At 46.4% G+C, this 21905-nt stretch carries 22 protein-coding genes and 1 tRNA gene; 7 read left to right on the plus strand and 16 right to left on the minus strand.

All coding sequences use genetic code 11. The features are described from left to right. Window positions 1-80 precede the first annotated feature (80 nt). Genes asnS through DB398_RS13380 form a run of 3 tightly spaced genes read left to right on the plus strand, consistent with a single transcriptional unit; the run spans window position 81 to window position 3621 of the window. A complete protein-coding gene (asnS, locus tag DB398_RS13370) occupies window positions 81-1514 on the plus strand; it encodes an asparagine--tRNA ligase (protein ID WP_108424952.1) in 1434 nt (477 codons plus the stop codon). Window positions 1515-1561: 47 nt separating this feature from the next. Beyond that, window positions 1562-3019, plus strand: a complete 1458-nt coding sequence (gene rpoN / locus DB398_RS13375) for an RNA polymerase factor sigma-54 (protein ID WP_108424953.1) — start codon at window positions 1562-1564, stop codon at window positions 3017-3019. Further along, window positions 3019-3621 carry a hypothetical protein gene (locus DB398_RS13380; protein WP_108424954.1) on the plus strand — a complete coding sequence of 201 codons (603 nt, stop codon included), beginning with the start codon at window positions 3019-3021 and terminating at the stop codon, window positions 3619-3621. Before rpoN ends, DB398_RS13380 begins: the two co-directional genes overlap by 1 nt. On the opposite strand, the gene DB398_RS13385 is transcribed toward DB398_RS13380, so the two are convergent. The 11 genes from DB398_RS13385 to DB398_RS13435 all read right to left on the minus strand — a co-directional run bounded on the left by DB398_RS13385 (window position 3616) and on the right by DB398_RS13435 (window position 10603). Next, window positions 3616-4275, minus strand: coding sequence for a porin family protein (locus DB398_RS13385; protein WP_234416282.1), 660 nt, complete (start codon window positions 4273-4275; stop codon window positions 3616-3618). The genes DB398_RS13380 and DB398_RS13385 overlap by 6 nt on opposite strands. A 105-nt stretch (window positions 4276-4380) precedes the next feature. Beyond that, a complete protein-coding gene (locus DB398_RS13390) occupies window positions 4381-4860 on the minus strand; it encodes an ExbD/TolR family protein (RefSeq protein ID WP_108424956.1) in 480 nt (159 codons plus the stop codon). After that, window positions 4860-5489, minus strand: a complete 630-nt coding sequence (locus tag DB398_RS13395; RefSeq protein WP_108424957.1) for an ExbD/TolR family protein — start codon at window positions 5487-5489, stop codon at window positions 4860-4862. Before DB398_RS13395 ends, DB398_RS13390 begins: the two co-directional genes overlap by 1 nt. 165 nt (window positions 5490-5654) lie before the next feature. Further along, window positions 5655-6137, minus strand: a complete 483-nt coding sequence (locus DB398_RS13400) for an ExbD/TolR family protein (RefSeq protein WP_108424958.1) — start codon at window positions 6135-6137, stop codon at window positions 5655-5657. 13 nt (window positions 6138-6150) lie between these two features. Further along, window positions 6151-6756 (minus strand): ExbD/TolR family protein, encoded by a 606-nt coding sequence (locus tag DB398_RS13405; protein WP_108424959.1) that lies wholly within the window; start codon window positions 6754-6756, stop codon window positions 6151-6153. 11 nt (window positions 6757-6767) lie between these two features. After that, on the minus strand, window positions 6768-7205 hold the full coding sequence (locus DB398_RS13410) for a hypothetical protein (RefSeq protein WP_108424960.1): 438 nt from the start codon (window positions 7203-7205) through the stop codon (window positions 6768-6770). 26 nt (window positions 7206-7231) lie between these two features. Further along, window positions 7232-7960: a MotA/TolQ/ExbB proton channel family protein gene (locus DB398_RS13415; protein ID WP_108424961.1), complete on the minus strand. Its 729-nt coding sequence runs from the start codon at window positions 7958-7960 to the stop codon at window positions 7232-7234. Window positions 7961-8038: 78 nt separating this feature from the next. After that, window positions 8039-8126 (minus strand) — tRNA-Ser (locus DB398_RS13420). Window positions 8127-8192: 66 nt separating this feature from the next. Further along, window positions 8193-9224 (minus strand): asparaginase, encoded by a 1032-nt coding sequence (locus tag DB398_RS13425; RefSeq protein ID WP_108424962.1) that lies wholly within the window; start codon window positions 9222-9224, stop codon window positions 8193-8195. 3 nt (window positions 9225-9227) lie between these two features. Then, window positions 9228-9995 (minus strand): TatD family hydrolase, encoded by a 768-nt coding sequence (locus DB398_RS13430; RefSeq protein WP_108424963.1) that lies wholly within the window; start codon window positions 9993-9995, stop codon window positions 9228-9230. Beyond that, window positions 9992-10603, minus strand: coding sequence for a hypothetical protein (locus DB398_RS13435; RefSeq protein ID WP_108424964.1), 612 nt, complete (start codon window positions 10601-10603; stop codon window positions 9992-9994). Before DB398_RS13435 ends, DB398_RS13430 begins: the two co-directional genes overlap by 4 nt. A gap of 126 nt (window positions 10604-10729) precedes the next feature. Between DB398_RS13435 and DB398_RS13440 the strand changes: the two genes are divergently transcribed. After that, window positions 10730-11170 (plus strand): retropepsin-like aspartic protease family protein, encoded by a 441-nt coding sequence (locus tag DB398_RS13440; RefSeq protein WP_108424965.1) that lies wholly within the window; start codon window positions 10730-10732, stop codon window positions 11168-11170. Between the two features lie 75 nt (window positions 11171-11245). Here the strand turns inward: DB398_RS13440 and odhB are convergent, their stop codons facing one another. Together odhB and DB398_RS13450 are read right to left on the minus strand one after the other, a co-directional pair. Next, complete coding sequence (gene odhB, locus DB398_RS13445; RefSeq protein WP_108424966.1) at window positions 11246-12463, minus strand: 2-oxoglutarate dehydrogenase complex dihydrolipoyllysine-residue succinyltransferase; 1218 nt, start codon at window positions 12461-12463, stop codon at window positions 11246-11248. 23 nt (window positions 12464-12486) lie between these two features. Beyond that, window positions 12487-15285, minus strand: a complete 2799-nt coding sequence (locus DB398_RS13450) for a 2-oxoglutarate dehydrogenase E1 component (RefSeq protein WP_108424967.1) — start codon at window positions 15283-15285, stop codon at window positions 12487-12489. Between the two features lie 212 nt (window positions 15286-15497). On the opposite strand from DB398_RS13450, the gene DB398_RS13455 reads away from it, so the two are divergent. Continuing rightward, on the plus strand, window positions 15498-16598 hold the full coding sequence (locus DB398_RS13455; RefSeq protein WP_108424968.1) for an acyltransferase family protein: 1101 nt from the start codon (window positions 15498-15500) through the stop codon (window positions 16596-16598). 7 nt (window positions 16599-16605) lie between these two features. On the opposite strand, the gene DB398_RS13460 is transcribed toward DB398_RS13455, so the two are convergent. Genes DB398_RS13460 through DB398_RS13470 form a run of 3 tightly spaced genes read right to left on the minus strand, consistent with a single transcriptional unit; the run spans window position 16606 to window position 19150 of the window. Continuing rightward, the gene (locus DB398_RS13460) at window positions 16606-16962 is read right to left on the minus strand and encodes a hypothetical protein (RefSeq protein WP_108424969.1); all 357 of its coding nucleotides are present in this window, start codon (window positions 16960-16962) and stop codon (window positions 16606-16608) included. 26 nt (window positions 16963-16988) lie between these two features. Next, the gene (gene galE / locus DB398_RS13465) at window positions 16989-18020 is read right to left on the minus strand and encodes a UDP-glucose 4-epimerase GalE (RefSeq protein WP_108424970.1); all 1032 of its coding nucleotides are present in this window, start codon (window positions 18018-18020) and stop codon (window positions 16989-16991) included. Between the two features lie 2 nt (window positions 18021-18022). Then, window positions 18023-19150: a DegT/DnrJ/EryC1/StrS family aminotransferase gene (locus DB398_RS13470; RefSeq protein WP_108424971.1), complete on the minus strand. Its 1128-nt coding sequence runs from the start codon at window positions 19148-19150 to the stop codon at window positions 18023-18025. Window positions 19151-19232: 82 nt separating this feature from the next. Between DB398_RS13470 and DB398_RS13475 the strand changes: the two genes are divergently transcribed. Continuing rightward, the gene (locus DB398_RS13475; RefSeq protein WP_108425066.1) at window positions 19233-20483 is read left to right on the plus strand and encodes a 3-deoxy-D-manno-octulosonic acid transferase; all 1251 of its coding nucleotides are present in this window, start codon (window positions 19233-19235) and stop codon (window positions 20481-20483) included. Between the two features lie 21 nt (window positions 20484-20504). Further along, window positions 20505-21893, plus strand: a complete 1389-nt coding sequence (locus DB398_RS13480; RefSeq protein ID WP_108424972.1) for a sugar porter family MFS transporter — start codon at window positions 20505-20507, stop codon at window positions 21891-21893. Window positions 21894-21905: the final 12 nt, after the last annotated feature.

The following is a 21905-nucleotide window of genomic DNA, read 5'->3' on the forward strand; positions in this document are numbered from 1 at the left end:
TGGCTATAAATTAAGCCGCTTCATGCCCTCATTTTTCATCAAAAACCTATCTTTACCGACTAAATTACGATAGCCTTACAATGAAGTCTTATTCCATAAAAGAATTGCTGACAAAGCAACCCGTAGGAGATTCCGTTGAAGTAAATGGATGGGTAAAAACATTTAGGAGCAACCGATTTATTGCCTTGAACGACGGCTCTACCATACACAACCTACAGTGCGTTGTGGATTTTGAAAATGCCGACGAGGCATTGCTCAAGCAAGTGACCACTGGGGCCGCCCTGAAAATTTCCGGGACTTTGGTGGAAAGCCAAGGAAAGGGCCAGACCGTGGAAATCCAGGCCACTGCCATTTTTGTGCATGGTACCGCAGACCCCGAGACCTATCCCATACAGCCCAAGAAACACTCTTTGGAGTTTTTGAGGGAGAAGGCCCACTTGAGGGTGCGCACCAATACCTTTTCGGCCGTGATGCGGGTGCGTTCCGTCCTATCGTTTGCCATACACAGCTATTTCCAACAAAATGGCTTTTATTATATGCATGCCCCCATCATCACCGGCTCTGATGCCGAAGGTGCCGGGGAAATGTTCCGGGTCTCCACTTTGGATGCCAAAAAACCACCTGTGGATGAAAACGGGGAAGTGGATTTTACCGAGGATTTCTTCGGAAAAGAGACCAACCTGACCGTTTCCGGGCAATTGGAAGCCGAAACCTATGCCATGGCATTGGGGAAGGTGTACACGTTCGGACCTACCTTCAGGGCAGAAAACTCGAACACCTCTAGACACTTGGCCGAGTTTTGGATGATAGAACCCGAGGTGGCCTTCAACGACCTAGCCGCCAACATGGACTTGGCCGAAGATTTCATCAAATGGATCATTCAATATGTTTTGGACCACTGCAAGGACGACCTCGAATTTCTGGAAGGCCGACTTTCCGATGAGGAAAAGACCAAACCACAGAACGAGCGGTCGGAAATGACCTTGTTGGAAAAACTGAAATTTGTGGTGGAAAACAACTTCAAACGGGTTTCTTACACCGAGGCCATCGATATTTTAAGGAACAGCAACCCCAATAAGAAGAAGAAATTCCAATACCTTATTGACGAGTGGGGGGCCGACCTTCAAAGTGAGCACGAGCGCTATTTGGTGGAAAAACACTTTAAGTGCCCTGTGATCCTGTTCGATTACCCTGCCAACATCAAGGCATTTTACATGCGCTTGAACGAGGACGGCAAGACCGTGCGTGCCATGGACGTGCTTTTCCCCGGCATTGGCGAAATTGTGGGAGGTTCCCAAAGGGAAGAGCGTTTGGATGTGCTCCAACAGAAAATCAAGGCCCTTGACATTGATGAAAAGGAACTTTGGTGGTATTTGGACCTTCGACGTTTTGGAACAGCGGTACACAGCGGTTTTGGCCTTGGCTTTGAGCGCATGGTACAGTTCGTTACCGGAATGGGCAACATCAGGGACGTGATTCCCTATCCCAGAACGCCCCAGAACGCGGAGTTTTAAATTGAATTCATAACTTTATAAGGAAGGACGATTGTAAACCAATCCCTATGCTGAAACAACACCTACAGTTTAAGCTTTCCCAGAAACTGTCTCCACAGCAGATTCAGCTCATGAAGCTCATCCAATTGCCCACACAGGCATTTGAGCAACGGCTGAAACAAGAGTTGGAGGAGAACCCTGCCCTCGAAAGTGGGAAAGAGGAAAGTGACATTGTGGATGATGTTTATGAGGACACCTATGACGATAGTTCGGACAGCGAGACCATCGATACCGATGAGATCAACATCGATGACTACCTGAGCGATGACGAGATTCCCGATTATAGGACACAGGCCAACAATTACAGTGCGGACGATGAGGAAAAAAGCGTTCCCTATGCCGCAGGAATTTCCTTCAACCAATATTTGATCAACCAGCTGAACACCGCCTATCTGGACGATGAGGAATGGGCTATTGCCGAGTTCTTGGTGGGCAGTGTGGATGAGAGCGGCTACATTCGAAGGCCCCTTCCGGATATCATGGACGACCTTGCCTTTACGCAGAACATCTATGTTGATGAGGACAAGATAGAGTCCGTGCTGAAAATTGTGCAGGACTTGGACCCTCCGGGTGTCGGCGCACGTTCATTGGACGAATGCCTTATCCTCCAATTGAAACGAAAAGAACGGAAACCTTCCGTGGAACTGGCCATCAACATTCTGGAAAAGTCGTTTGACCAGTTTACCAAGAAGCACTACGCCAAACTGGCCCAAAAGCACCACATCAGCGAGGAACAGCTCAAAGATGCCATTGCCGAGATAGAAAAACTGAACCCCAAACCGGGCGGTTCGTATTCGGGCAGTACCCGGATCATTGAACACATTGTCCCCGATTTTTCCATCAGGATTGTGGACGGGGAACTTGAACTCACCCTCAATGGCCGGAATGCTCCGGAACTTCATGTTTCCAAAGAGTACAGTAATATGCTCGAAGGTTATAAGAACGCCAAGGAAAAGAGCAAGTCGCAAAAGGATACGGTGCTGTTCATCAAACAAAAACTGGATGCGGCCAAATGGTTCATCGACGCCATCAAACAACGGCAGCAAACGCTTTATGTGACCATGAGCACCATCATGGATTACCAAGAGGAATATTTCCTCACTGGTGATGAGCGAAAATTGCGCCCCATGATCCTAAAGGACATTGCGGACAAAATCGATATGGATGTGTCTACGGTGTCGCGCGTGGCCAACAGCAAGTATGTTGACACCCCTTATGGCACCAAGCTCATCAAGGACTTTTTCTCCGAGGCCATGAAGAATGAACAAGGAGAGGACGTTTCCACCAAGGAAATCAAAAAGATATTGGAGACCGTGATCGGTGACGAACAGAAGAAGAAACCGTTAACGGATGATAAATTGGCCAAGATCCTAAAGGAAAGGGGCTATCCCATTGCTCGACGTACGGTAGCCAAATACCGGGAACAACTCGGTATTCCCGTGGCACGGCTTAGAAAGCAGATCTGATGCACCATCTCTACAACATCATCTCATACATCTTCCACCCGTTGTTCATTCCCATTGGGGGCACCATTCTTTATTTTTTTGTCGCCCCATACAGCACCTTGGAGATGCAAAGCGGCAACATTGTCCCTATTTTCATTCTTACGGTCATCATACCCATCATCTTTTTTCTGATTTTGAAAAATTTGGGCGTGATCAGTTCCATCTTCCTGCCCACCATCCAAGAACGCAAATACCCGCTCTACATCAGCTGTATTTTGTTTTTGATGATATTGTACAAAGTCATCCCCAATAACTACGTACACGAGCTCTTTTACTTTTTCACGGGGCTCCTGACAGCCACTGCCACGGCCCTCATCTTGCTTTTCATCAAATTCAAGACCAGCATGCACCTTTTGGGCATGGGCAGCATCCTGATGTACATGATCGGGCTGAGCATCCATTTTGAGACCAACATTACCCTCGCCATCAGTCTTTTTACCTTGCTCACAGGACTCGTGGCCACTTCAAGGCTCTACCTTAAATCACATACACGGAACGAACTGCTGATAGGTTTCCTGATCGGGAGCTGTTCCCAATTGATCATTCTGAAGTATTGGCTATAGGATGTAGAATATGACCCCTATCCGTAGGACCTTGAAGTCTATGGATTCCCCGGATTGTAGATCGGTGCCATTTTTCAATATCGGATTCAGGCCATAATAGGCGTGAACGTTCCAAGTATTGTACCCAAAATTAAGGATAAGTCCGTACTGGAGCTGCTCGATATCCTTATTGTTGAAACCATCACTCCCGTCCTCCATGACCATGCGCGACCTGCCCGAAAACACATAGCCCAACTTGGCCCCGGCGTAGATACGCCAGAACTTGTATTCCTCAGCGGTGGATGTACGCCATCTCAGTTCCAACGGTATTTCAATGGCATGGGTCTCCAGCTTATTGCGCTTGAACTCAGATTCGTCCATGACTTCATACAGCACATCGTTGCCCAAATCCGTTGCGACCACATTGGAATAATAGGAATTGACCGCATAGCCCACACCAAGCCCCACACCAAAATTTCTTCTGGGGTTAAGGGGAATGTCCTTGATAAATCCTGCTTGAAGGTTATAGGAGAGACTTCGTTGTACTACCCCGGAAGGCTTGCCCAATAACACGTTATACCCCAGACCAATATAGAACTGGTCCTCAAGATAACGGGAATCTACTTGGGTGGAATCTTTGGGTTGCTCCTGTGCGCTTCCCAAGGAAAAGATCAACAAAAACGATATGAAAATCTGGTACCGACTCATTCTAAAATACTCCTAAACTAAAAAACAATCCAAATTAAGCATTTGGATTGTTTTTTAGCGCTAGGTTTTCACTTAAAACCCCACATTGGTATCATTGCCTTGGTAAGTAGTGTAGTTCACCTTGAACAAATGGGCTTTTTGCAGCTCCTTTTTGATATCGGAAACCACACCTACTTTGACCTCCTTATCCACTTTCAAGGAGACCGTCACAAAATTTCGAACAGCTTCTGGCTTTTTTGAAAGTTCTCCCAAAACATAGGGAACCACATCGTTTAAGTATGCTATGCGGTCGTCCAATTGGATCTGCGGACTTGTTCCCAGCACCTTTTCCAAGCTTTTCTTGGGTGTCCCCACATAAATTTCAATAATTCTGTCCTTTTTATCCAGTTTATTGACCGCAGTGGCCTCGGGCAGCTCATTATCCACCAAAAGCTCAGTGTTGTTTATCGTGGTCACGGTCATAAAAAAGAACAGGAGCATAAAGACGATATCGGGCAATGAGGCGGTCGAAATCGCTGGTTCCGATCTTTGGTGGTTTCTCCATGTGCTCATTATGCCAGTTTTTGTGATTGAACGTTCAATTCTGCTTCGGAAATGTTCAGGGGAAACATATCCCGTATGCGCTCTACATTGGCTTTAAGAGTTGCCTTTTCAGCCTCATTCGTCTCAGCGGCATAAAACTTTTCTTCCATTGCCGTGAAATCCTGCCCAAAAAGACGCTGTGCTTCCCTATTCCGCAGTTCCCGATAAGCCAAGGCCAAACGGTCTTGAACCATGACGTAAGTTCCGTAGGAGGCATCCCTGTCACTGTTCAGCGAAATGATGGCCGTTTGGGGATTATCCGAAGATTTGGGGTCGCGCGTACCTTTGCAGTAATCGCAGCGAAGTTGGTTCTCGGTTGCACCGCCATTGTCCAAAAAGGCAACGGCCAACTGCTTTAGCTCATCGATCTTCAGAACACGATCCTCCACGAACAACTCATCGTTTTTGTTCAGGCTTATCCTGAGCACATTACGTTCATTCACATCGATGTGGTTGATGACATCATCGGAAGGTAGCTTTCGGTCAAGGCCCACATCGGTTTGGATGGTAGTGGTGACCAAGAAAAAGATCAATAACAAGAATGCAATGTCCGCCATGGAGCCTGCATGCACCTCTGGGTTTTCTCTGGTTCTTCTCATAATTAAAGAATTTGATTGGATTAAAAATTGGTGTTGATGCTCATTAACAAAGGGTTACAACAATCATTCCAAATAGATCCAGGGAAATCAAATGGGTGAAGAGTGGGAATAAAAAAACGCTCCAAATAAAATTTGGAGCGTTTCCCACTAAATCTAAGTTATTGCCTACTGCAGATTGTTAAATGCATCTCCTTCGTAGGTGGTATAATTCACCTTAAGGGCATTTACCTTTCTCAATTCTTGTTTGATATCGGTGATAAGACCCATATTGGCATTCTTATCAACTTTCAATGCAGTAGTCAATACGTTTTGAAGCTCTTGAGGTTTCTTTGCACGCTCTGCCAATATATATGAACCTACCTCGTCCACATTGGCAAATTTATCGTTCAATTGGATTCTTGGCTCTGATCCGAAAACCTTTTGATATTCCTGTGTAGGCTTACCTACGAAAATATAGATTACCCTATCCTTTTTTTCCAACTTCTTGATTTCGGTTGCATTAGGAAGGGTATTTTCAACCAATAGCGAACTGTCCTTCATTGTGGTCACCGTCATGAAAAAGAACAGCAACATGAATACGATATCTGGCAATGAAGCAGTTGATACCGCTGGCAAGTCACCTTCTTTCTTTTTTGTAAATTTTGCCATATCAATCTAAGTTTTAGTTGGTTGATGTATCTGCCTCGGACAGCTTTTGCGGGAACATATCCTGGATTCGCTTCACTTTATCCTTGAGTTCGTCCCTAACACTGGAGGGTGTTTCTGGGTTCAAGTATTCCGACTCCATATCCGTAAAGTCCCTTTGGTACAACCTTTGTGCCTCGCGGTTACGTAGGTCATTGTACGCCCCTACCAATTCGTTCTGAACTGTAATATAGGTGCTGTATTTGGTCTCACGGTCATTCTTTAACGAAATGATGGCCTTTGTTGGGTTATCGGAAGAACCTGGATCTTTCTTTCCCTTGCAATAGGTACAAGATCCATCAGCATTGTTCTCAAGGAACCCAATGGCTGCTGACCTCAAATTCTTAAGGTTCATCAGTTCGTCCTCGACCAAAAGTTGGCCATTTTTATTGATGTTCACCGTAAAGATGTTCTTCTGTCTGATTATGACGTCCTCTTCTGGCGGTTCAATAGGCGGCAACATACGGTCCAGACCTGCATCCGTTTCTATGGTGGTGGTCACCAAGAAAAAGATAAGCAAGAGGAACGCGATATCCGCCATGGAACCGGCATTTACTTCCGGTGCTCCTTTTCTTCTAGGCATAATTCAAACTTTTACTTTACAAACATTTTTTTCAAGCCTGGAAAAACCATCAGAACTACCGCTACTACGGTAAGGATGAAGAATACGTTCAATCCCATTCCAATGTTCTTTACAGTTCCCTCAGTGGTCTCGATACCTCTCTTGGCCATTTCCTCAACCACAGGTGCGTTATCGGAAGAAAGTCCATAGGACACGGCTACCACGATAGCCAATCCACCAATCCCGAAAAGGGCTTTTTTGAGACTCCCTGGAGTGGAGAGCAACTTTGTCAATCCAAAAAATACGGATGCCACCACTGCTATTGCAAGCAAGATGTACATGATGATGAACATAAAGTTCATCGCTCCGCTGCTGATTGCATTCGGATCTTCTGCCGATGGTAATGAGAACCAAAGAACGGCTGCGATCAACCCGATTACAATGAGTGCTATTTTTATTAATTTATTCATGATTCCCGATAGATTTTGATTCGTACTTATTTCTTGTGAGCAGCCAACATGTCAATCAAGGCGATGGAGGCGTCTTCCATGTCATTTACGATACTATCGATCTTTGCAATGATATAGTTATAGAAAATCTGAAGGATAATCGCAACGATCAAACCAAATACCGTTGTCAACAACGCCACCTGGATGTCACCAGCGATCAAAGAGGCACTCAAGTTACCTACTGCAGCAATTTTCTGGAAGGCCTGGATCATACCGATTACCGTACCCATGAACCCAAGCATCGGGGCAATGGCGATGAACAGAGACAACCAAGAAACGTTTTTCTCCAACTGTCCCATCTGTACACCTCCGTAGGCAACAACCGCTTTTTCAGCAGACTCCAATCCTTCGCTTGACCTATCCAATCCTTGGTAGAAAATGGAAGCAACAGGTCCTTTGGTATTTCTGCAAACTTCTTTTGCAGCCTCAACACCACCGGAAGCCAAAGCATCCTCTACTTTTTGTTTCAATTTGGCGGTATTGGTTGTAGCCAAGTTCAAATAAATAATTCTTTCGATAGCAACTGCCAATCCCAATATCAAACAAAGAAGTACGATACCCATGAAGGCAGGACCTCCTTGGATAAACTGTTCTTTCAATACCTGGGTGAAACCTTTGCTGGCTTCAGCTTCTTCTTGCAACATTGCTGCAGATGCAGTTGTAGTTCCCATCACAAACATTCCGGCAGCAGCCAGAGTAAAGGATATTTTTTTCATTTTACTTAAAACTTAAATTTAGTTAGTTAATAATGTTAAAGATATAAAATTTTTACAATTGAAAACTAAAATACCTTGCAGAGAGGAAGGGATTCGAACCCTCGATACACTTTTGGTGTATACACACTTTCCAGGCGTGCGCCTTCGACCACTCGGCCACCTCTCTATTCCTTCATTTAGGCCGACCAATAAACGAAAAAATAATCAGTTATAGAAATTTGACGCGTTAATTTTACACCATTTCACCACGGAGCGGTGTCTCGAAAATGGTCTTGAACAACTTGTCGGGAACCCCAGTACCTAAAAGGTACATGGCCTTTGTTATGGCCGCTTCCGTTGTAATGTCCTTTCCATTAATCAGTTGCATTTCCTTTAACCTTTCACTGGTCTCATAGTGCCCCATGGAGACACTGCCTCCAGAGCACTGGGTAACGTTAATTATATGTAATCCATTTTTAACAGCTCTTTTTAATTCCTCCAAAAACCAATCGTCCATTGGGGCATTTCCTGCACCATAAGTCTCCATGACCAGGGCCTTCAGATCGGGAATATTCAGCAGGGCATGGAGCACATTCTGGCTCAATCCAGGAAATAATTTAAGAACGGCCACCCTATTGTCCATTTCTTTGTGCACCGTCAACACCTTGTTCTTGATCGGCCGTTTGACCAAATGGGTATGGTGTACCTTCAGATGCATCCCCGATTCCACCAAAGGTGGATGGTTGAGTGACGCAAAGGCTTCAAAATGCTCCGCATTGATCTTGGTGGTGCGGTTGCCCCGATAGAGCTTGTACTCAAAATAAAGTCCCACCTCCTGCACCACTGGTTTTCCCTTTTCCTGAAGGGCAGCGATCTCTATGGAAGTGATCAGGTTTTCCTTTGCATCCGTCCGCAAGTCCCCGATGGGCAATTGGGATCCCGTGAAAATGACCGGTTTGTCCAGATGCTCCAGCATAAAACTGAGGGCCGAAGCCGAATAGCTCATGGTATCGCTCCCGTGCAGCACCACAAAACCATCGTTTTCCGCATAATGTTCCTCAATAATGGAAGCGATCATGGCCCAATATCCCGGGTTCATATTGGAGGAATCTATAGGTTTATCAAAAGAGACACCCTTTAGGGTGCAGTCCAGTTGATCCAGCTCCGGAATGTTCTTGATGAGCTCCTCAAAGTTGAAAGCCTTCAACGCCCCAGTCTGGTAATCCTTCACCATCCCAATGGTTCCCCCGGTGTAGATCAGCAGTATGTTGGTCTTCTTTTGCATAGGTCAGATGCCAAATATGTCTTTGGAATTTTCCGTGGTGATCGCCGCAATCTCTTCCTCCGGCATACCATATAGTGAAGAAAGCTTCTCCAACACCTTTATTATATAGGAACTCTCATTGCGTTTTCCCCGAAAGGGCGCCGGTGCCAAATAGGGCGAATCCGTCTCCAGCACAATGTGCTTCAGGTCGATTTGACCCAAAAACTGGTCTATCTTACCATTTTTGAATGTGGCCACTCCCCCAATGCCCAGTTTCATATTGTAGGATATGGCCTTTTTTGCCTGTTCCATAGTACCCGTAAAGCAATGGAAGATACCGAAAAGATCGTCCCCTTTTTCCTGTTCCAAAATCTCAAAGATCTCATCAAACGAATCCCGTCCGTGGATCACGATGGGCAGTTGGTGCTTTTTCGCTAGGTGAATCTGGTACACAAAAGCCTCTTGCTGTTCTTTCAAAAATGTCTTGTCCCAATACAGGTCGATGCCTATCTCCCCCACCGCATAGAACTTCCGTTTGGACAACCATTCTTCCACCAATGCGACTTCCTCCTTATAGTTTTCCTTCACATGGGTGGGATGCAGGCCCATCATCAAAAAGACATTGTCGGGATACTTGGCCTCAAGGTCCAACATGGATTGAGTATACGTGGAATCAATGGCGGGGATAAAAAAACGTTCTACCCCGGCATCCAGGGCACGTTGCATCATTTCGCCACGGTCCTCCACAAATGCTTCACTATATAAATGGGTATGGGTATCGGTAATCATCATTGTTCAATCTCTTGTTGGGCAGGTATCGAGTCCGCCCTATTTCTATAAAATGCCATGGCTTTCTGGTAATTTATCGCTCCCTGTTTGGTCTGATCATGAATAAAACCATTTAAATCTGGATGATGACCTTCAATCCACGACACCAAATCTTCTCTTTTGGCGATCCATAGGGAGTCATTGAAATCAACGTACTCCACAATATCAATACTATGGATTTTACCCTCCTTTATATTCATGATTTCGCTGGAAATAAAAGGAGTCTCATGCAAAAAGTGGATGCGTTCACATTCTTTTGAAATAGTAAGTCGAAGGTTTTCGCCTTCCTCCTTGATATCTAAAATCTCATATTTGGGATTAAAAACAGAATCCCATTGGAATAATGAATGGTAACTCTCCTTGTCAAAGGTTCGGATGTATTCCATCTCGTTAAACCGAATGCTATCTTGGAACAATCCAACCAATTGTTCAAAATCTGATGCATTCAATGCCTTGATATAATTTTCAGCAATCCCCGTTTTATCCAATTTCTCAGCACCGTCCCTACAGGACACCAAGATGGCCATAATTAAAAATGGAACTACCAGCTTCTTTAAGTTGAAATCAATCATAACACAAAAATAGGTTTATCTTAGTTGTCCCAAAATTTTGTTTCTGGATTATATATAAAGATGCTTCGACAGAGTTTATCTTGAGCGAAGTCGAAAGGCTCAGCATGACATCATTCAATCAACACTATGGCATCACTCAAAAAATTCCTCAAGTCCAAAGCGTATATCCGCATCCCGCTGGTGTTCACGGAGACCAACCATTTTGAAATCGTGGCCAAGATCAATGGGGTTTCGGGCAAGTTCATTTTGGACACCGGAGCCTCCAACACCTGTGTGGGCATGGATAAAATCGATTTCTTTCAAATGGCCTCCGAAGCAACCGACATCAAGGCGGCCGGAGCTGGTGCCACAGAAATGGAAACCCTCATTTCTTCCAAAAACAAGATCCAGATCGGTGACTGGAAAAAAGGAAAACTGAAAATTGTACTCTTCGACCTTGTTCATGTAAACCAGGCACTGGTCTCCCACAAGGCTCTTCCCGTAGACGGCATTATCGGGGCCGATGTCCTGAAAAAGGGAAAAGCAGTGATTGACTACAATAAAAAATGCCTCTACTTAAAAAAGTAAAGGCACTTGTCAGTTCGAGCATTGAACCACCCACCCTTCGACTACGCTCAGGGTACCAGCAACTACTCTTTATAATTATAGCTCCAACGCTTTTTTCACGTTTCCGTCCATCAACAATTCCTCTGGACTTTCCAAAGCTTCCTTCACGGCCACCAAGAAACCAACGGATTCCTTTCCGTCAATGATTCGGTGATCGTATGAAAGAGCTACGTACATCACAGGGGCAATGGCAATGGCCCCATCCCTTACGATGGCGCGCTCCACAATGTTGTGCATGCCCAAGATGCCACTTTGTGGTGGGTTGATGATCGGCGTGCTCAACATGGAACCGAACACCCCACCATTGGTGATGGTAAAGGTACCTCCGGTCATTTCATCCACGGTGATCTCTCCTTCCCTGGCACGAAGGGCCAATCGTTTTACCTCGGCCTCAACACCTCTGAACGTAAGGTTCTCCGCATTTCGGATTACGGGCACCATCAAGCCTTTGGGACCTGATACGGCAATACTGATATCGCAGAAATCATACGAGATCATTTCCTTGCCATCGATCATGGAATTTACGGCAGGATACATCTGCAACGCCCTGATCACCGCTTTGGTGAAGAAGGACATAAACCCTAACCCTACTCCATGCTTGTTCTTGAACTCTTCTTTGTACTGATCGCGCAATTTAAAAATGGACGACATATCCACTTCATTGAAAGTGGTCAGCATGGCGGTCTCATTTTTGGCGGCCACCAAACGTTCGGCCACTTTTCTGCGGAGCATGGACAATTTGGAACGGGTCTCACCACGGTTACCACCAGTTGGCGTGCCCATGGAAGGCACTGCCTTGGCAGCATCTTCCTTGGTGATGCGTCCATCCCTTCCAGATCCGGAAACGGATGAAGCCTCTATTCCTTTTTCATCCAATATCTTTTTGGCGGCCGGAGAGGGTGTACCAGATGCATACGTCTCTTTCTTAGGCTCAGCTTTTTTGGGTTCCTCTTTGGGCTCTTCCTTTTTGGGCTCCTCTTTTTTCTCGGCCTTTGGCGCATCGCCTTCTGGCTTCTTGGCACTGGTGTCGATGAGACATACCACTTCGCCAACGGCCACGGCATCCCCTACCTCTGCTTTAAGGGTAATGATTCCGCTTTCCTCCGCAGGAAGCTCCAATGTTGCCTTGTCCGAGTCCACCTCGGCTATGGCCTGATCCTTCTCCACATAGTCACCATCGGCAACCAACCATTCGGCGATTTCAACCTCTGTAATGGATTCCCCAGGTGAGGGAACTTTCATTTCTAAAACCATTCCTATTGTAGTTTATACTTGTTTTATCGAATTAACATATTGTCCTTACTCTTGTCGAAGACATACTCCAACACTTGGGCATGACGCCTCTTGGAACGCACCGCGCTTCCTGCAGCGGGAGCTCCGTAAAATCTTCGGGATGCCACCCTGAATTGTTTGGCCTCGTCCATATGCATCAACATGTGGCCCCAAGCGCCCATGTTCCTTGGTTCTTCCTGGGCCCAAACAATATCGTCCGCATTTTTGTATTTCTTGATGATGTCCCGCATCTCGTCCGCTGGCAGTGGGAACAATTGTTCCACTCGCACCAAAGCCACATCGTCCCTGTCCAACTCCTCTTTTTTCTCCAAAAGATCGTAGTAGAACTTACCGGTACAGAACACCAAGGTTTTTACTTTGGATACATTCGCTTCGGCATCATCAATAACCATTTGGAAACTTCCTTGCGCCATTTCTTCTTTTGTGGAGACCACTTTGGGGTGCCTCAACAAGCTTTTTGGCGTAAAGACCACCAATGGTTTCCTAAAACCGGCTTTCATTTGTCGTCTCAACAGATGGAACAGGTTGGCCGGTGTGGTCACATCCGCAACGTACATATTATCCTTGGCACAAAGCTGAAGGTAACGTTCCATACGTGCCGAAGAGTGTTCCGCACCCTGGCCTTCATAACCGTGGGGCAGCAACAGCACCAAACCGTTCTGCAATTTCCATTTATCTTCCGCTGCCGATAGGTATTGGTCGATAATGATCTGTGCCCCATTACTGAAATCCCCAAATTGGGCCTCCCAGATGGTCAGGGTCTTGGGACTTGCCATGGCATAGCCATAATCAAAGCCCATTACGGCATATTCGGAAAGCAATGAGTTGTAGATATGAAACTCGCCGTTCTGGTTTTCACCCAGTTCGTTGAGCAACACCACTTCCTCTTCATGCATCTCCGTTTTGATGACGGCGTGCCTGTGGGAGAACGTACCACGCTCCACATCCTGTCCGGACATGCGCACATCATAGCCTTCCTCAATCAATGAACCGTAGGCCAAAAGTTCGCCCATGGCCCAATCGAGCTTGTTGTCCTCAAAGTACATGGTTTGGCGGGCCTCCACCAAACGCTCCAATTTCCTTAGGAACTTTTTGCCCTTTGGAAGTTCCGTGATGCTCTTGGCAATCGCATCCAACTTCTTAATGTTGTATGTGGTGTCCATGGGGGCAAGCATCATCTCTTCGGTCACTTGCTCAAACCCTTCCCACTCATCTTGCATGAACGGGGTGATCCTGGTCTTTTCTATCTTTCTGGAATCGATAAGGTCTTCTTCCAAGATCCTTTTGTATTCCTCTTCAAGATTGCTTACATAATCCTTGTCGATGATTCCTTCGGCCAACAACTTTGCCGCATAGATATCCCTTGGGTTATCGTGCTTGGATATGGCCTTGTACAGCAAGGGCTGGGTAAACTTGGGCTCGTCCCCTTCGTTGTGACCGTATTTACGGTAACCCAACAGGTCGAGGAAAATATCCCGCTTGTACCTCATCCGATACTCCAACGCAAAGGTAGCGGCATGTACCACCGCCTCGGCATCATCCGCATTCACATGGAGTACAGGGGAAAGGGTGACCTTACCCACATCGGTACAGTACGTGGACGACCTTGCATCCAAGTAGTTGGTGGTAAACCCAATTTGGTTGTTCACCACAATGTGTATGGTACCGCCTGTGGCATATCCGTCCAAGCGGGCCATTTGTATGACTTCGTAAACAACTCCCTGACCTGCAAATGCAGCATCTCCGTGCACCAATATGGGAAGCACTTCGGAGTTGTTATCCTTATGGTCATGATCTTGTTTTGCACGGGCAATACCCTCCACTATGGAGTTCACGGTCTCCAAGTGCGAAGGGTTCGGGGCGATGTTCATATTGACCATTTTTCCTGAATCGGTCTCGCGCATGGAGGTCCATCCCAAGTGGTATTTTACGTCCCCATCAAAGATGGTCTCTTCGTAATCCTTTCCATCGAACTCACTGAAAATATCCTTTGGCGATTTTCCAAAGATATTGGTCAGCACGTTCAAGCGCCCCCTGTGGGCCATCCCCATCACAAATTGTTTCACCCCTTGATCGGCGGCCTTTTCGATGATCACGTCCAAAGCCGGGATCAAGGACTCGTTCCCTTCCAATGAAAAACGCTTCTGGCCCACATATTTGGTGTGCAAAAAGCTCTCAAAGGAAACCGCTTCGTTCAGTTTTCGGAGGATGTTCTTCTTCTCGTCCGGCGTAAAATTAGGGTGGTTGTCATTGACATTGAGCCAATCCTGAATCCATTGGATGCGCTCTGGGGTACGGATGTACATATATTCCACACCGATGGAATCGCAGTAAATGCTCTCCAAATGGCGAACGATCTCTTTGAGGGAAGCCGGCCCGATGCCCAATATCTTTCCAGCATCGAAAACAGTCTCCAAGTCATCTTGCGACAACCCAAAGTTGACAATGTCCAAGGTGGGTTCGTATTTTCTTCTGTCCCTGACCGGATTGGTCTTCGTGAACAGGTGCCCCCTCGATCGGTAACCATCGATCAAACGGATGACCTGGAACTCCTTTTGAAGGGTCTCGGGCATTTCCACCTGTTTCCCGTTGGACAGGACAACCATTCCGTTTTTTTCGGGTTCTATCCCCAAATCTTCCAACGAGCTTTCCAGTCCAAAGTCAAAACCTTGAAAAAAAGCCCTCCAACTGGGCTCAATGCTATCGGGACTCGTTAGGTATTTGTCGTACAGCTCCGCAAAAAAAGAGGTGTGCGCTGCATTTAAAAATGAATATTTGTCCATTCTTCCTATTTCTCCAAAACTTTATGGAAAATTTTCCCAAAAATACGGGTTTTAGGGTTCATATAAATGGGTTTTAACCAAATAATTCCCCAAAAATCACAACTCTGTTACAGAACCCACAGGAAAGCAACAATTATGAAATATTTACTCCAAATCTGGCAGCCGTATTAAAAAAAATATAACTTGGACAGCTCTAAAAAACCCGACCAACCATGACCGAATTGAAAAACCGATACCTCTCCCTGGATGTGTTCAGAGGACTCGATGTTGCACTGATGATCATCGTCAACTCCCCAGGGAACGGCTCCACTACTTTTTCACCCTTGCTCCATGCCGATTGGAACGGGTTTACGCTGACCGACCTTGTTTTCCCCACATTTCTTTTTGTGGTGGGAAATTCGATGAGCTTCAGCATCAAAAAGTATGAGGCCATGGGCAATGCGGCTTTTTTCAAAAAAATACTGAAGCGCACCGCCTTGATCTTCCTGCTCGGATTTTTGATGTACTGGTTTCCGTTTTTTGATGACGGCCAACTGAAACCGCTTTCCGAGACCCGTATTTTTGGGGTTTTGCAGCGCATCGCACTATGCTATATGTTCGCTTCCATCATCCTTCACTTTGTGAAGACCCGAACGGCCATTTGGCTAAGTTTGGCCTTCTTGGTGGCCTACCATTTGATCTTGATCGGTTTTGGCGATCTTACCCTTACCGGGAATGCGGTCCTCAAATTGGATGAATGGCTGATCGGTCCAAAGCACATGTACCATGGGGAAGGCATCGCTTTTGATCCTGAAGGATTGCTCAGCACTTTACCGGCCATCGTGAACGTGATCATTGGTTTCCTTGCCGGGAAGTTCATTCAAAAGAGCGGTCAAAATTTTGAGACCGTCTCCAAACTGATGATGGTCGGTTTTGCCCTTGTGTTTGCCGGTTTGGCCTGGGACCTATTGCTTCCCATCAACAAAAAATTATGGACAAGCTCCTTTGTGCTCCTCACGTGTGGCATTGACCTGTTTGCCATTGCCATCCTGATCTATTTCCTCGACATGAAAAAAATGACGGGTTGGAGCTACTTTTTTGAGGTCTTTGGCAAGAACACTCTTTTCATTTATCTGTTATCGGAATTGTTCGTGATCAGCCTATTTTCCATAGAAATGAATGGATCCACGCTTTACCGTTGGATTGCCGACAATGCATTCATTTCATGGTTGGGCGGGTATGTAGGCTCTTTTCTGTTCGCCCTATGGATCATGCTTACCTGTTGGGTCGTGGGCTATTTTATGGACAAGAAGAAAATCTATGTCAAGGTCTGACCAAAGGTCAGGAGCTGTATTTGGACTTGTACCAAACCTTTTGCCATTCCCTTTTCAATAAAAGAAAGGATACCTCTGCCGATATGTCCACCGCATCGGACGGGGCTATCTTCTTCACCTCCTTTTCGGAAATATCCACAACATACAACAGGTTCAGGTAATCATGGAAGCGTTCCACGATCAGGAAATAGATTTTTTCATGGAGCAGACTCTTCAGTTCTGACGGGGTCACATCCATGGAAATCTTGATCGGGACATTGGCCAGATCGAAATCCTTTTTCAATTGGGCGAGCAACTCTTTATACAGTTGTTCTTTTTGGATGACCTCCAGCAGCTCCAGGCTATTGTTAAAATTGGACAGCATACCTTATCTACGTCCAAACCTCCTTTTTAGGATTTGGCTGTTCGGGATTTCACCTTTTGTTCCCAGTCCCAAGCAGATTTCAGGGATTCATCCAAGGTGGATTTGGACTTCCATCCCAGCACCTTGTTGGCCTTTTGGGTGTCCGCATAGGCCTGAATGACATCCCCTTCTCTTCGAGGGACTATTTTGTAGTTGAGCTTTTTCTCCGAGACCCGCTCAAAGCTATGGATCACCTCCAAGACAGAACTTCCTTTGCCCGTACCCAGATTGAACACTTCATAGTTGCTGCTGTTCTCGTTTTGAAGAAGACGCTGTAGCGCCTTTACGTGTGCCTTTGCAAGGTCCACCACATGGATGTAGTCCCTGATGCAGGTTCCATCTTCGGTAGGGTAGTCGTCCCCGAATACCGATAACTGCTCCCTTTTTCCAATCCCGGTTTGGGTAATGAAAGGTACCAAGTTTTGCGGAACGCCAAGCGGCAGTTCCCCTATTTTGACCGATGGGTGGGCGCCGATCGGGTTAAAGTATCGCAGGGCTATGGCCTTGAGGTCCGGTGTTACTTTACAGGTATCCCGAATGATCTCTTCCCCCACTTGTTTGGTGTTTCCATAAGGTGATTCCGCTGGTTTTACAGGAGCGGCCTCAGTGATGGGAAGTTGATCGGCCTGGCCGTAGACCGTACAGGATGAGCTGAAGATGAAGCTGGCCCCTTTCTTTTTCTCCAATTCCTGAAGGATATAGACCAGCACTCCCAAATTGTTCTCGTAATACAGCAACGGTTTTTCCACGCTCTCCCCTACGGCTTTTGAAGCCGCAAAATGAATAACGCCATCAACATCCGAATGTCTGGCAAAAAAATCCTGGACCTTGGTCTTGTCCCTGAGGTCGAACTCCTCAAAAATGGGGCGCTTTCCGGTTATCCCCACAATTCCATCCAAAACATCGACGGAAGAATTGGAAAGGTTATCGATGATGACAACCTCAAAGCCCTCATTTTGCAATTCCACCACCGTATGGGAACCAATATAGCCCAGTCCCCCTGTTACCACTATTTTCATGCTTATTTGTTTACGAAATCAATGACCAATTTTGTGATGAACTGGATCTGTTCATCGTCGAGTTCGGTGTGCATGGGCAACGAGATCACCTCTTCCACCAATTGATTGGTGACCGGGAAATCGGCCTCTTTGTACCTACTGTCCAGATAGGCCTTTTGGCGGTGCAGGGGCACTGGATAATAAACCCCACAAGGCACATTGTTATCGTTCAAGTGCTGCGCCAACGCATCCCTCTTGCCATTTGTTATTTTCAAGGTATACTGATGGAACACATGGCTGTCCCCGGCAATCTTTGGCACCACAATATGCTCCTGTCCTTCAAAGGCCTTGGAATATTTGGCTGCCGATTCTGCACGTTTCTGGTTATACGAATCCAATTTCGGAAGCTTTGCACGCAGCACCGCAGCCTGAATGGAGTCCAAACGGGAGTTGACCCCGACCACATCGTGATAGTATCTTTTGTACATCCCATGATTGACCATACCGCGAATGATATGCGCCAAATCATCATCATTGGTGAAAATGGCCCCGCCATCCCCATAGCATCCCAAGTTTTTGGAAGGGAAGAAGGATGTGGATGCCACATGCCCCATGGTCCCCGCCTGCTGTTTTTTTCCGTTCTTGGACAAATACGTGGCCCCAATGGCCTGTGCATTGTCCTCGATAACGTATAGATCGTGCTTTTCCGCCAACTCCATGATCGCATCCATATTGGCGCACTGCCCGAACAGGTGCACGGGTACAATGGCCTTCGTCTTGGGCGTTATTGCCTTTTCAATGGCCTTGATGTCTATGTTGAAGGTATCCGGTTCCACATCCACCAGAACAGGCACCAAGTTCAGGAGTGCAATCACTTCCACGGTGGCCGCGAAGGTAAAATCCGCAGTGATCACCTCATCACCTGGCTGCAAGCCCAAACCCATCATGCAAATTTGAAGGGCATCGGTGCCATTGGCACAGGGAATCACATGCTTTACGCCCAAATATGCTTCCAATTCCTTCTGGAAGGCGTGCACATGTGGCCCGTTGATGAACGCCGAAGAATCCAAGATCTCGGCGATGGAATCATTCACTTCTTTTTTGATGTCCTCATATTGACCTTTTAGGTCAACCATCTGTATCTTTTTCATCCAAATAGATTATGCTCCAAAATTAAGAAATTCAGATGCCATAATGCCCTCTTCCCGAAAGAATGTATTTTAGCAAAAAATGATGCCCTTGCGTTTTTTCTATAACATTCTGATATCCTTGGCCTGGTTTACCCTAAAAGTGATTGCATTGTTCCGGCCCAAGATCGATTTATTTGTCTCAGGAAGAAAAAATACTTTCCCCCTGCTTGATGAAAAACTTTCACGAAGCAAAAAAACCATCTGGATGCACGTGGCCTCATTGGGAGAATATGAACAGGGGCTTCCCATTTTGGAGGGATTGAGGCAGAACTATCCCGAACACCAGATCTTGCTCACCTTCTTTTCGCCTTCGGGATATGAGGTGAAAAAGAACACGACGGCAGCCGATGTGGTGGTCTATCTGCCCATGGACACCCTATCCAATGCCAAGCGTTTTCTGGAAAAGGCCAATCCTGAACTTGCCATTTTTGTGAAATATGAAATCTGGCCCAACTATCTTTCGGAACTGAAAAAACGAAACGTCCCTACCTTTTTGGTATCGGCCCTATTCTCCAAAAGACAGATTTATTTCAAAGTTTTCGGAGGTTTTATGCGGAAAAGCCTAAGAACGTTCGCCCACTTTTTTGTCCAAGATTCAAATTCGAAGGAATTGTTGGAATCCATCGGTTTTTCCAATGTCACCATCAGTGGGGATACCCGTTTTGATAGGGTTTCCAAAATCCTGATGCAGGACAACCGGTTGGATTTCATGGAGCGTTTCAAAGATGGTCGATTCTGTCTGGTAGCGGGCAGTACATGGCCCGAGGACGAGGAAATTTTGATACGGTACATCAACCGTTCCGCTGATGGGGAAACAAAGTTTGTTTTTGCCCCACATGAAATCAAACCTGCCCATGTCCAGAAAATCGAGGAAGGACTGCAAAGAAAAACGGTGCGGTTCAGCCAGATGGATGAAAAAAATCTTTCAGATTTCAATGTGCTCATTGTGGATACCATCGGTCTTTTGACCAAGGTCTATAGCTATGCCGATGTGGCCTATGTGGGCGGTGGTTTTGCCACGGGACTGCACAATACACTGGAACCTGCAGTATATGGTGTTCCCGTCATCATAGGGCCTGATTACCAAAAGTTCAAGGAAGCCAAGGATCTTGTGGAGAAAGGCGGGGTGCTCCCCATTTCGGACCAAATAGGTTTTGATACCTTGATGGATACTTTTTTGACCGACCCCATCTCCCTTGAAAAAACAGGCAAGATCAACTCCGAATACATCCAAACCAATGTCGGTGCCACCGATTTGATTTTGAACCACCTATCATTGGTGAAATTTGGTTAGCTTTAACCAAATTCGCATGGCATGGACAAACGTATTTTCAGGATTTCACTGACAGCAGCTCTCGCTGGCTTTTTGTTTGGATTTGATACCGTGGTCATTTCAGGGGCCAACCAACCCATCAAGGAACTATGGGGCACCAATTGGTTCTTGGGCGACTCCATTTTCACCTTTCACGGCATCTTCATCATGTCCATGGCCCTTTGGGGCACCGTTTTGGGATCCCTTTTTGGGGGTATCCCTACCGACCGATTAGGGCGCAAAAAAACCTTGTTCTGGATCGGGGTGTTGTATTTTATCTCGGCCGTGGGTTCTGCACTCGCCCCGGAAGCCTATAGCTTTTCCTTTTTCAGGTTCATTGGGGGAATCGGTGTAGGGGCATCCTCTGTGGCAGCCCCGGTCTATATTTCCGAAATATCGACTGCCAACACCCGGGGGCGGTTGACGGCCATGTACCAGTTCAACATTGTTTTTGGGATACTGGTCGCATTCATTTCCAACTACCTCATTGGGATGTTTTTTGAGGAAGGTGTGGCCTGGCGGTGGATGTTGGGCATTGAAGGTCTTCCCGCTTTGATCTATACCTTTATGGTCCTTAAAATTCCGAACAGCCCTCGTTGGCTCCTTTTGAAAGATAGGGACGATGCCGTGGTGATCCAATCCATAACACTTCTCGGCATCGAAAAGGAGAAAGCCTCGCTCCACCTTTCGGAAATCAAGCTCTCACTCTACGAAACTGCCGAAAAGCACAAGGAAAACCTATTTTCGGGCAAATACAACAAACCCTTGGCCTTGGCCTTTCTGATCGCTTTTTTCAACCAGCTTTCCGGAATCAATTTTGTGCTGTACTACGCTCCCGAGATCTTGGAACGGGCCGGGCTGGCCTCAGGAGAATCCCTTTTCAGTTCCATTTCCATTGGAGTGATCAACTTGATCTTCACCTTTGTGGGCATTGCCCTTATCGACAAACTGGGCCGAAAACAATTGATGTACATCGGTTCCATTGGCTATATATTGAGTTTGGCCATGGTGGGTTGGTGCTTCTATTCCAGTGCAAGTTCGGTGCTCCTGTTGATCTTCATCCTGGTCTTCATCGCTTCCCATGCCATTGGACAAGGAGCGGTCATCTGGGTATTCATTTCGGAGATTTTCCCGAACAAGGTGCGTTCCTACGGGCAATCTTGGGGAACGGGCACCCATTGGGTGTTTGCCGCACTCATCACCCTGCTCACTCCCACCTTCTTGGATGCGAAAATCGGTATCTACAAGGACAACCCGTGGCCTATTTTCATCTTCTTTGCTTTTATGATGGTACTGCAACTGCTCTGGGTCGCCTTTATGATGCCAGAGACGAAGGAAATAAGCCTAGAAGAATTGGGCAAATTGCTGAGCGGCAAAAAGTCAAAAAAATAGCACTTCTGCATG

Origin of the sequence: Flagellimonas amoyensis (genome assembly GCF_003058265.1) — a bacterium.
Taxonomy (GTDB): domain Bacteria; phylum Bacteroidota; class Bacteroidia; order Flavobacteriales; family Flavobacteriaceae; genus Flagellimonas; species Flagellimonas amoyensis.

Bases quoted from the DNA above. Each gene is read 5' to 3' on its own strand.
- asnS (WP_108424952.1), top strand. From the start codon at position 81: ATGAAGTCTTATTCCATAAAAGAATTGCTGACAAAGCAACCCGTAGGA.
- rpoN (WP_108424953.1), top strand. From the start codon at position 1,562: ATGCTGAAACAACACCTACAGTTTAAGCTTTCCCAGAAACTGTCTCCA.
- DB398_RS13380 (WP_108424954.1), top strand. From the start codon at position 3,019: ATGCACCATCTCTACAACATCATCTCATACATCTTCCACCCGTTGTTC.
- DB398_RS13390 (WP_108424956.1), bottom strand. From the start codon at position 4,860: ATGAGCACATGGAGAAACCACCAAAGATCGGAACCAGCGATTTCGACC.
- DB398_RS13395 (WP_108424957.1), bottom strand. From the start codon at position 5,489: ATGAGAAGAACCAGAGAAAACCCAGAGGTGCATGCAGGCTCCATGGCG.
- DB398_RS13400 (WP_108424958.1), bottom strand. From the start codon at position 6,137: ATGGCAAAATTTACAAAAAAGAAAGAAGGTGACTTGCCAGCGGTATCA.
- DB398_RS13405 (WP_108424959.1), bottom strand. From the start codon at position 6,756: ATGCCTAGAAGAAAAGGAGCACCGGAAGTAAATGCCGGTTCCATGGCG.
- DB398_RS13410 (WP_108424960.1), bottom strand. From the start codon at position 7,205: ATGAATAAATTAATAAAAATAGCACTCATTGTAATCGGGTTGATCGCA.
- DB398_RS13415 (WP_108424961.1), bottom strand. From the start codon at position 7,960: ATGAAAAAAATATCCTTTACTCTGGCTGCTGCCGGAATGTTTGTGATG.
- DB398_RS13425 (WP_108424962.1), bottom strand. From the start codon at position 9,224: ATGCAAAAGAAGACCAACATACTGCTGATCTACACCGGGGGAACCATT.
- DB398_RS13430 (WP_108424963.1), bottom strand. From the start codon at position 9,995: ATGATGATTACCGATACCCATACCCATTTATATAGTGAAGCATTTGTG.
- DB398_RS13435 (WP_108424964.1), bottom strand. From the start codon at position 10,603: ATGATTGATTTCAACTTAAAGAAGCTGGTAGTTCCATTTTTAATTATG.
- DB398_RS13440 (WP_108424965.1), top strand. From the start codon at position 10,730: ATGGCATCACTCAAAAAATTCCTCAAGTCCAAAGCGTATATCCGCATC.
- odhB (WP_108424966.1), bottom strand. From the start codon at position 12,463: ATGGTTTTAGAAATGAAAGTTCCCTCACCTGGGGAATCCATTACAGAG.
- DB398_RS13450 (WP_108424967.1), bottom strand. From the start codon at position 15,285: ATGGACAAATATTCATTTTTAAATGCAGCGCACACCTCTTTTTTTGCG.
- DB398_RS13455 (WP_108424968.1), top strand. From the start codon at position 15,498: ATGACCGAATTGAAAAACCGATACCTCTCCCTGGATGTGTTCAGAGGA.
- DB398_RS13460 (WP_108424969.1), bottom strand. From the start codon at position 16,962: ATGCTGTCCAATTTTAACAATAGCCTGGAGCTGCTGGAGGTCATCCAA.
- galE (WP_108424970.1), bottom strand. From the start codon at position 18,020: ATGAAAATAGTGGTAACAGGGGGACTGGGCTATATTGGTTCCCATACG.
- DB398_RS13470 (WP_108424971.1), bottom strand. From the start codon at position 19,150: ATGAAAAAGATACAGATGGTTGACCTAAAAGGTCAATATGAGGACATC.
- DB398_RS13475 (WP_108425066.1), top strand. From the start codon at position 19,233: ATGCCCTTGCGTTTTTTCTATAACATTCTGATATCCTTGGCCTGGTTT.
- DB398_RS13480 (WP_108424972.1), top strand. From the start codon at position 20,505: ATGGACAAACGTATTTTCAGGATTTCACTGACAGCAGCTCTCGCTGGC.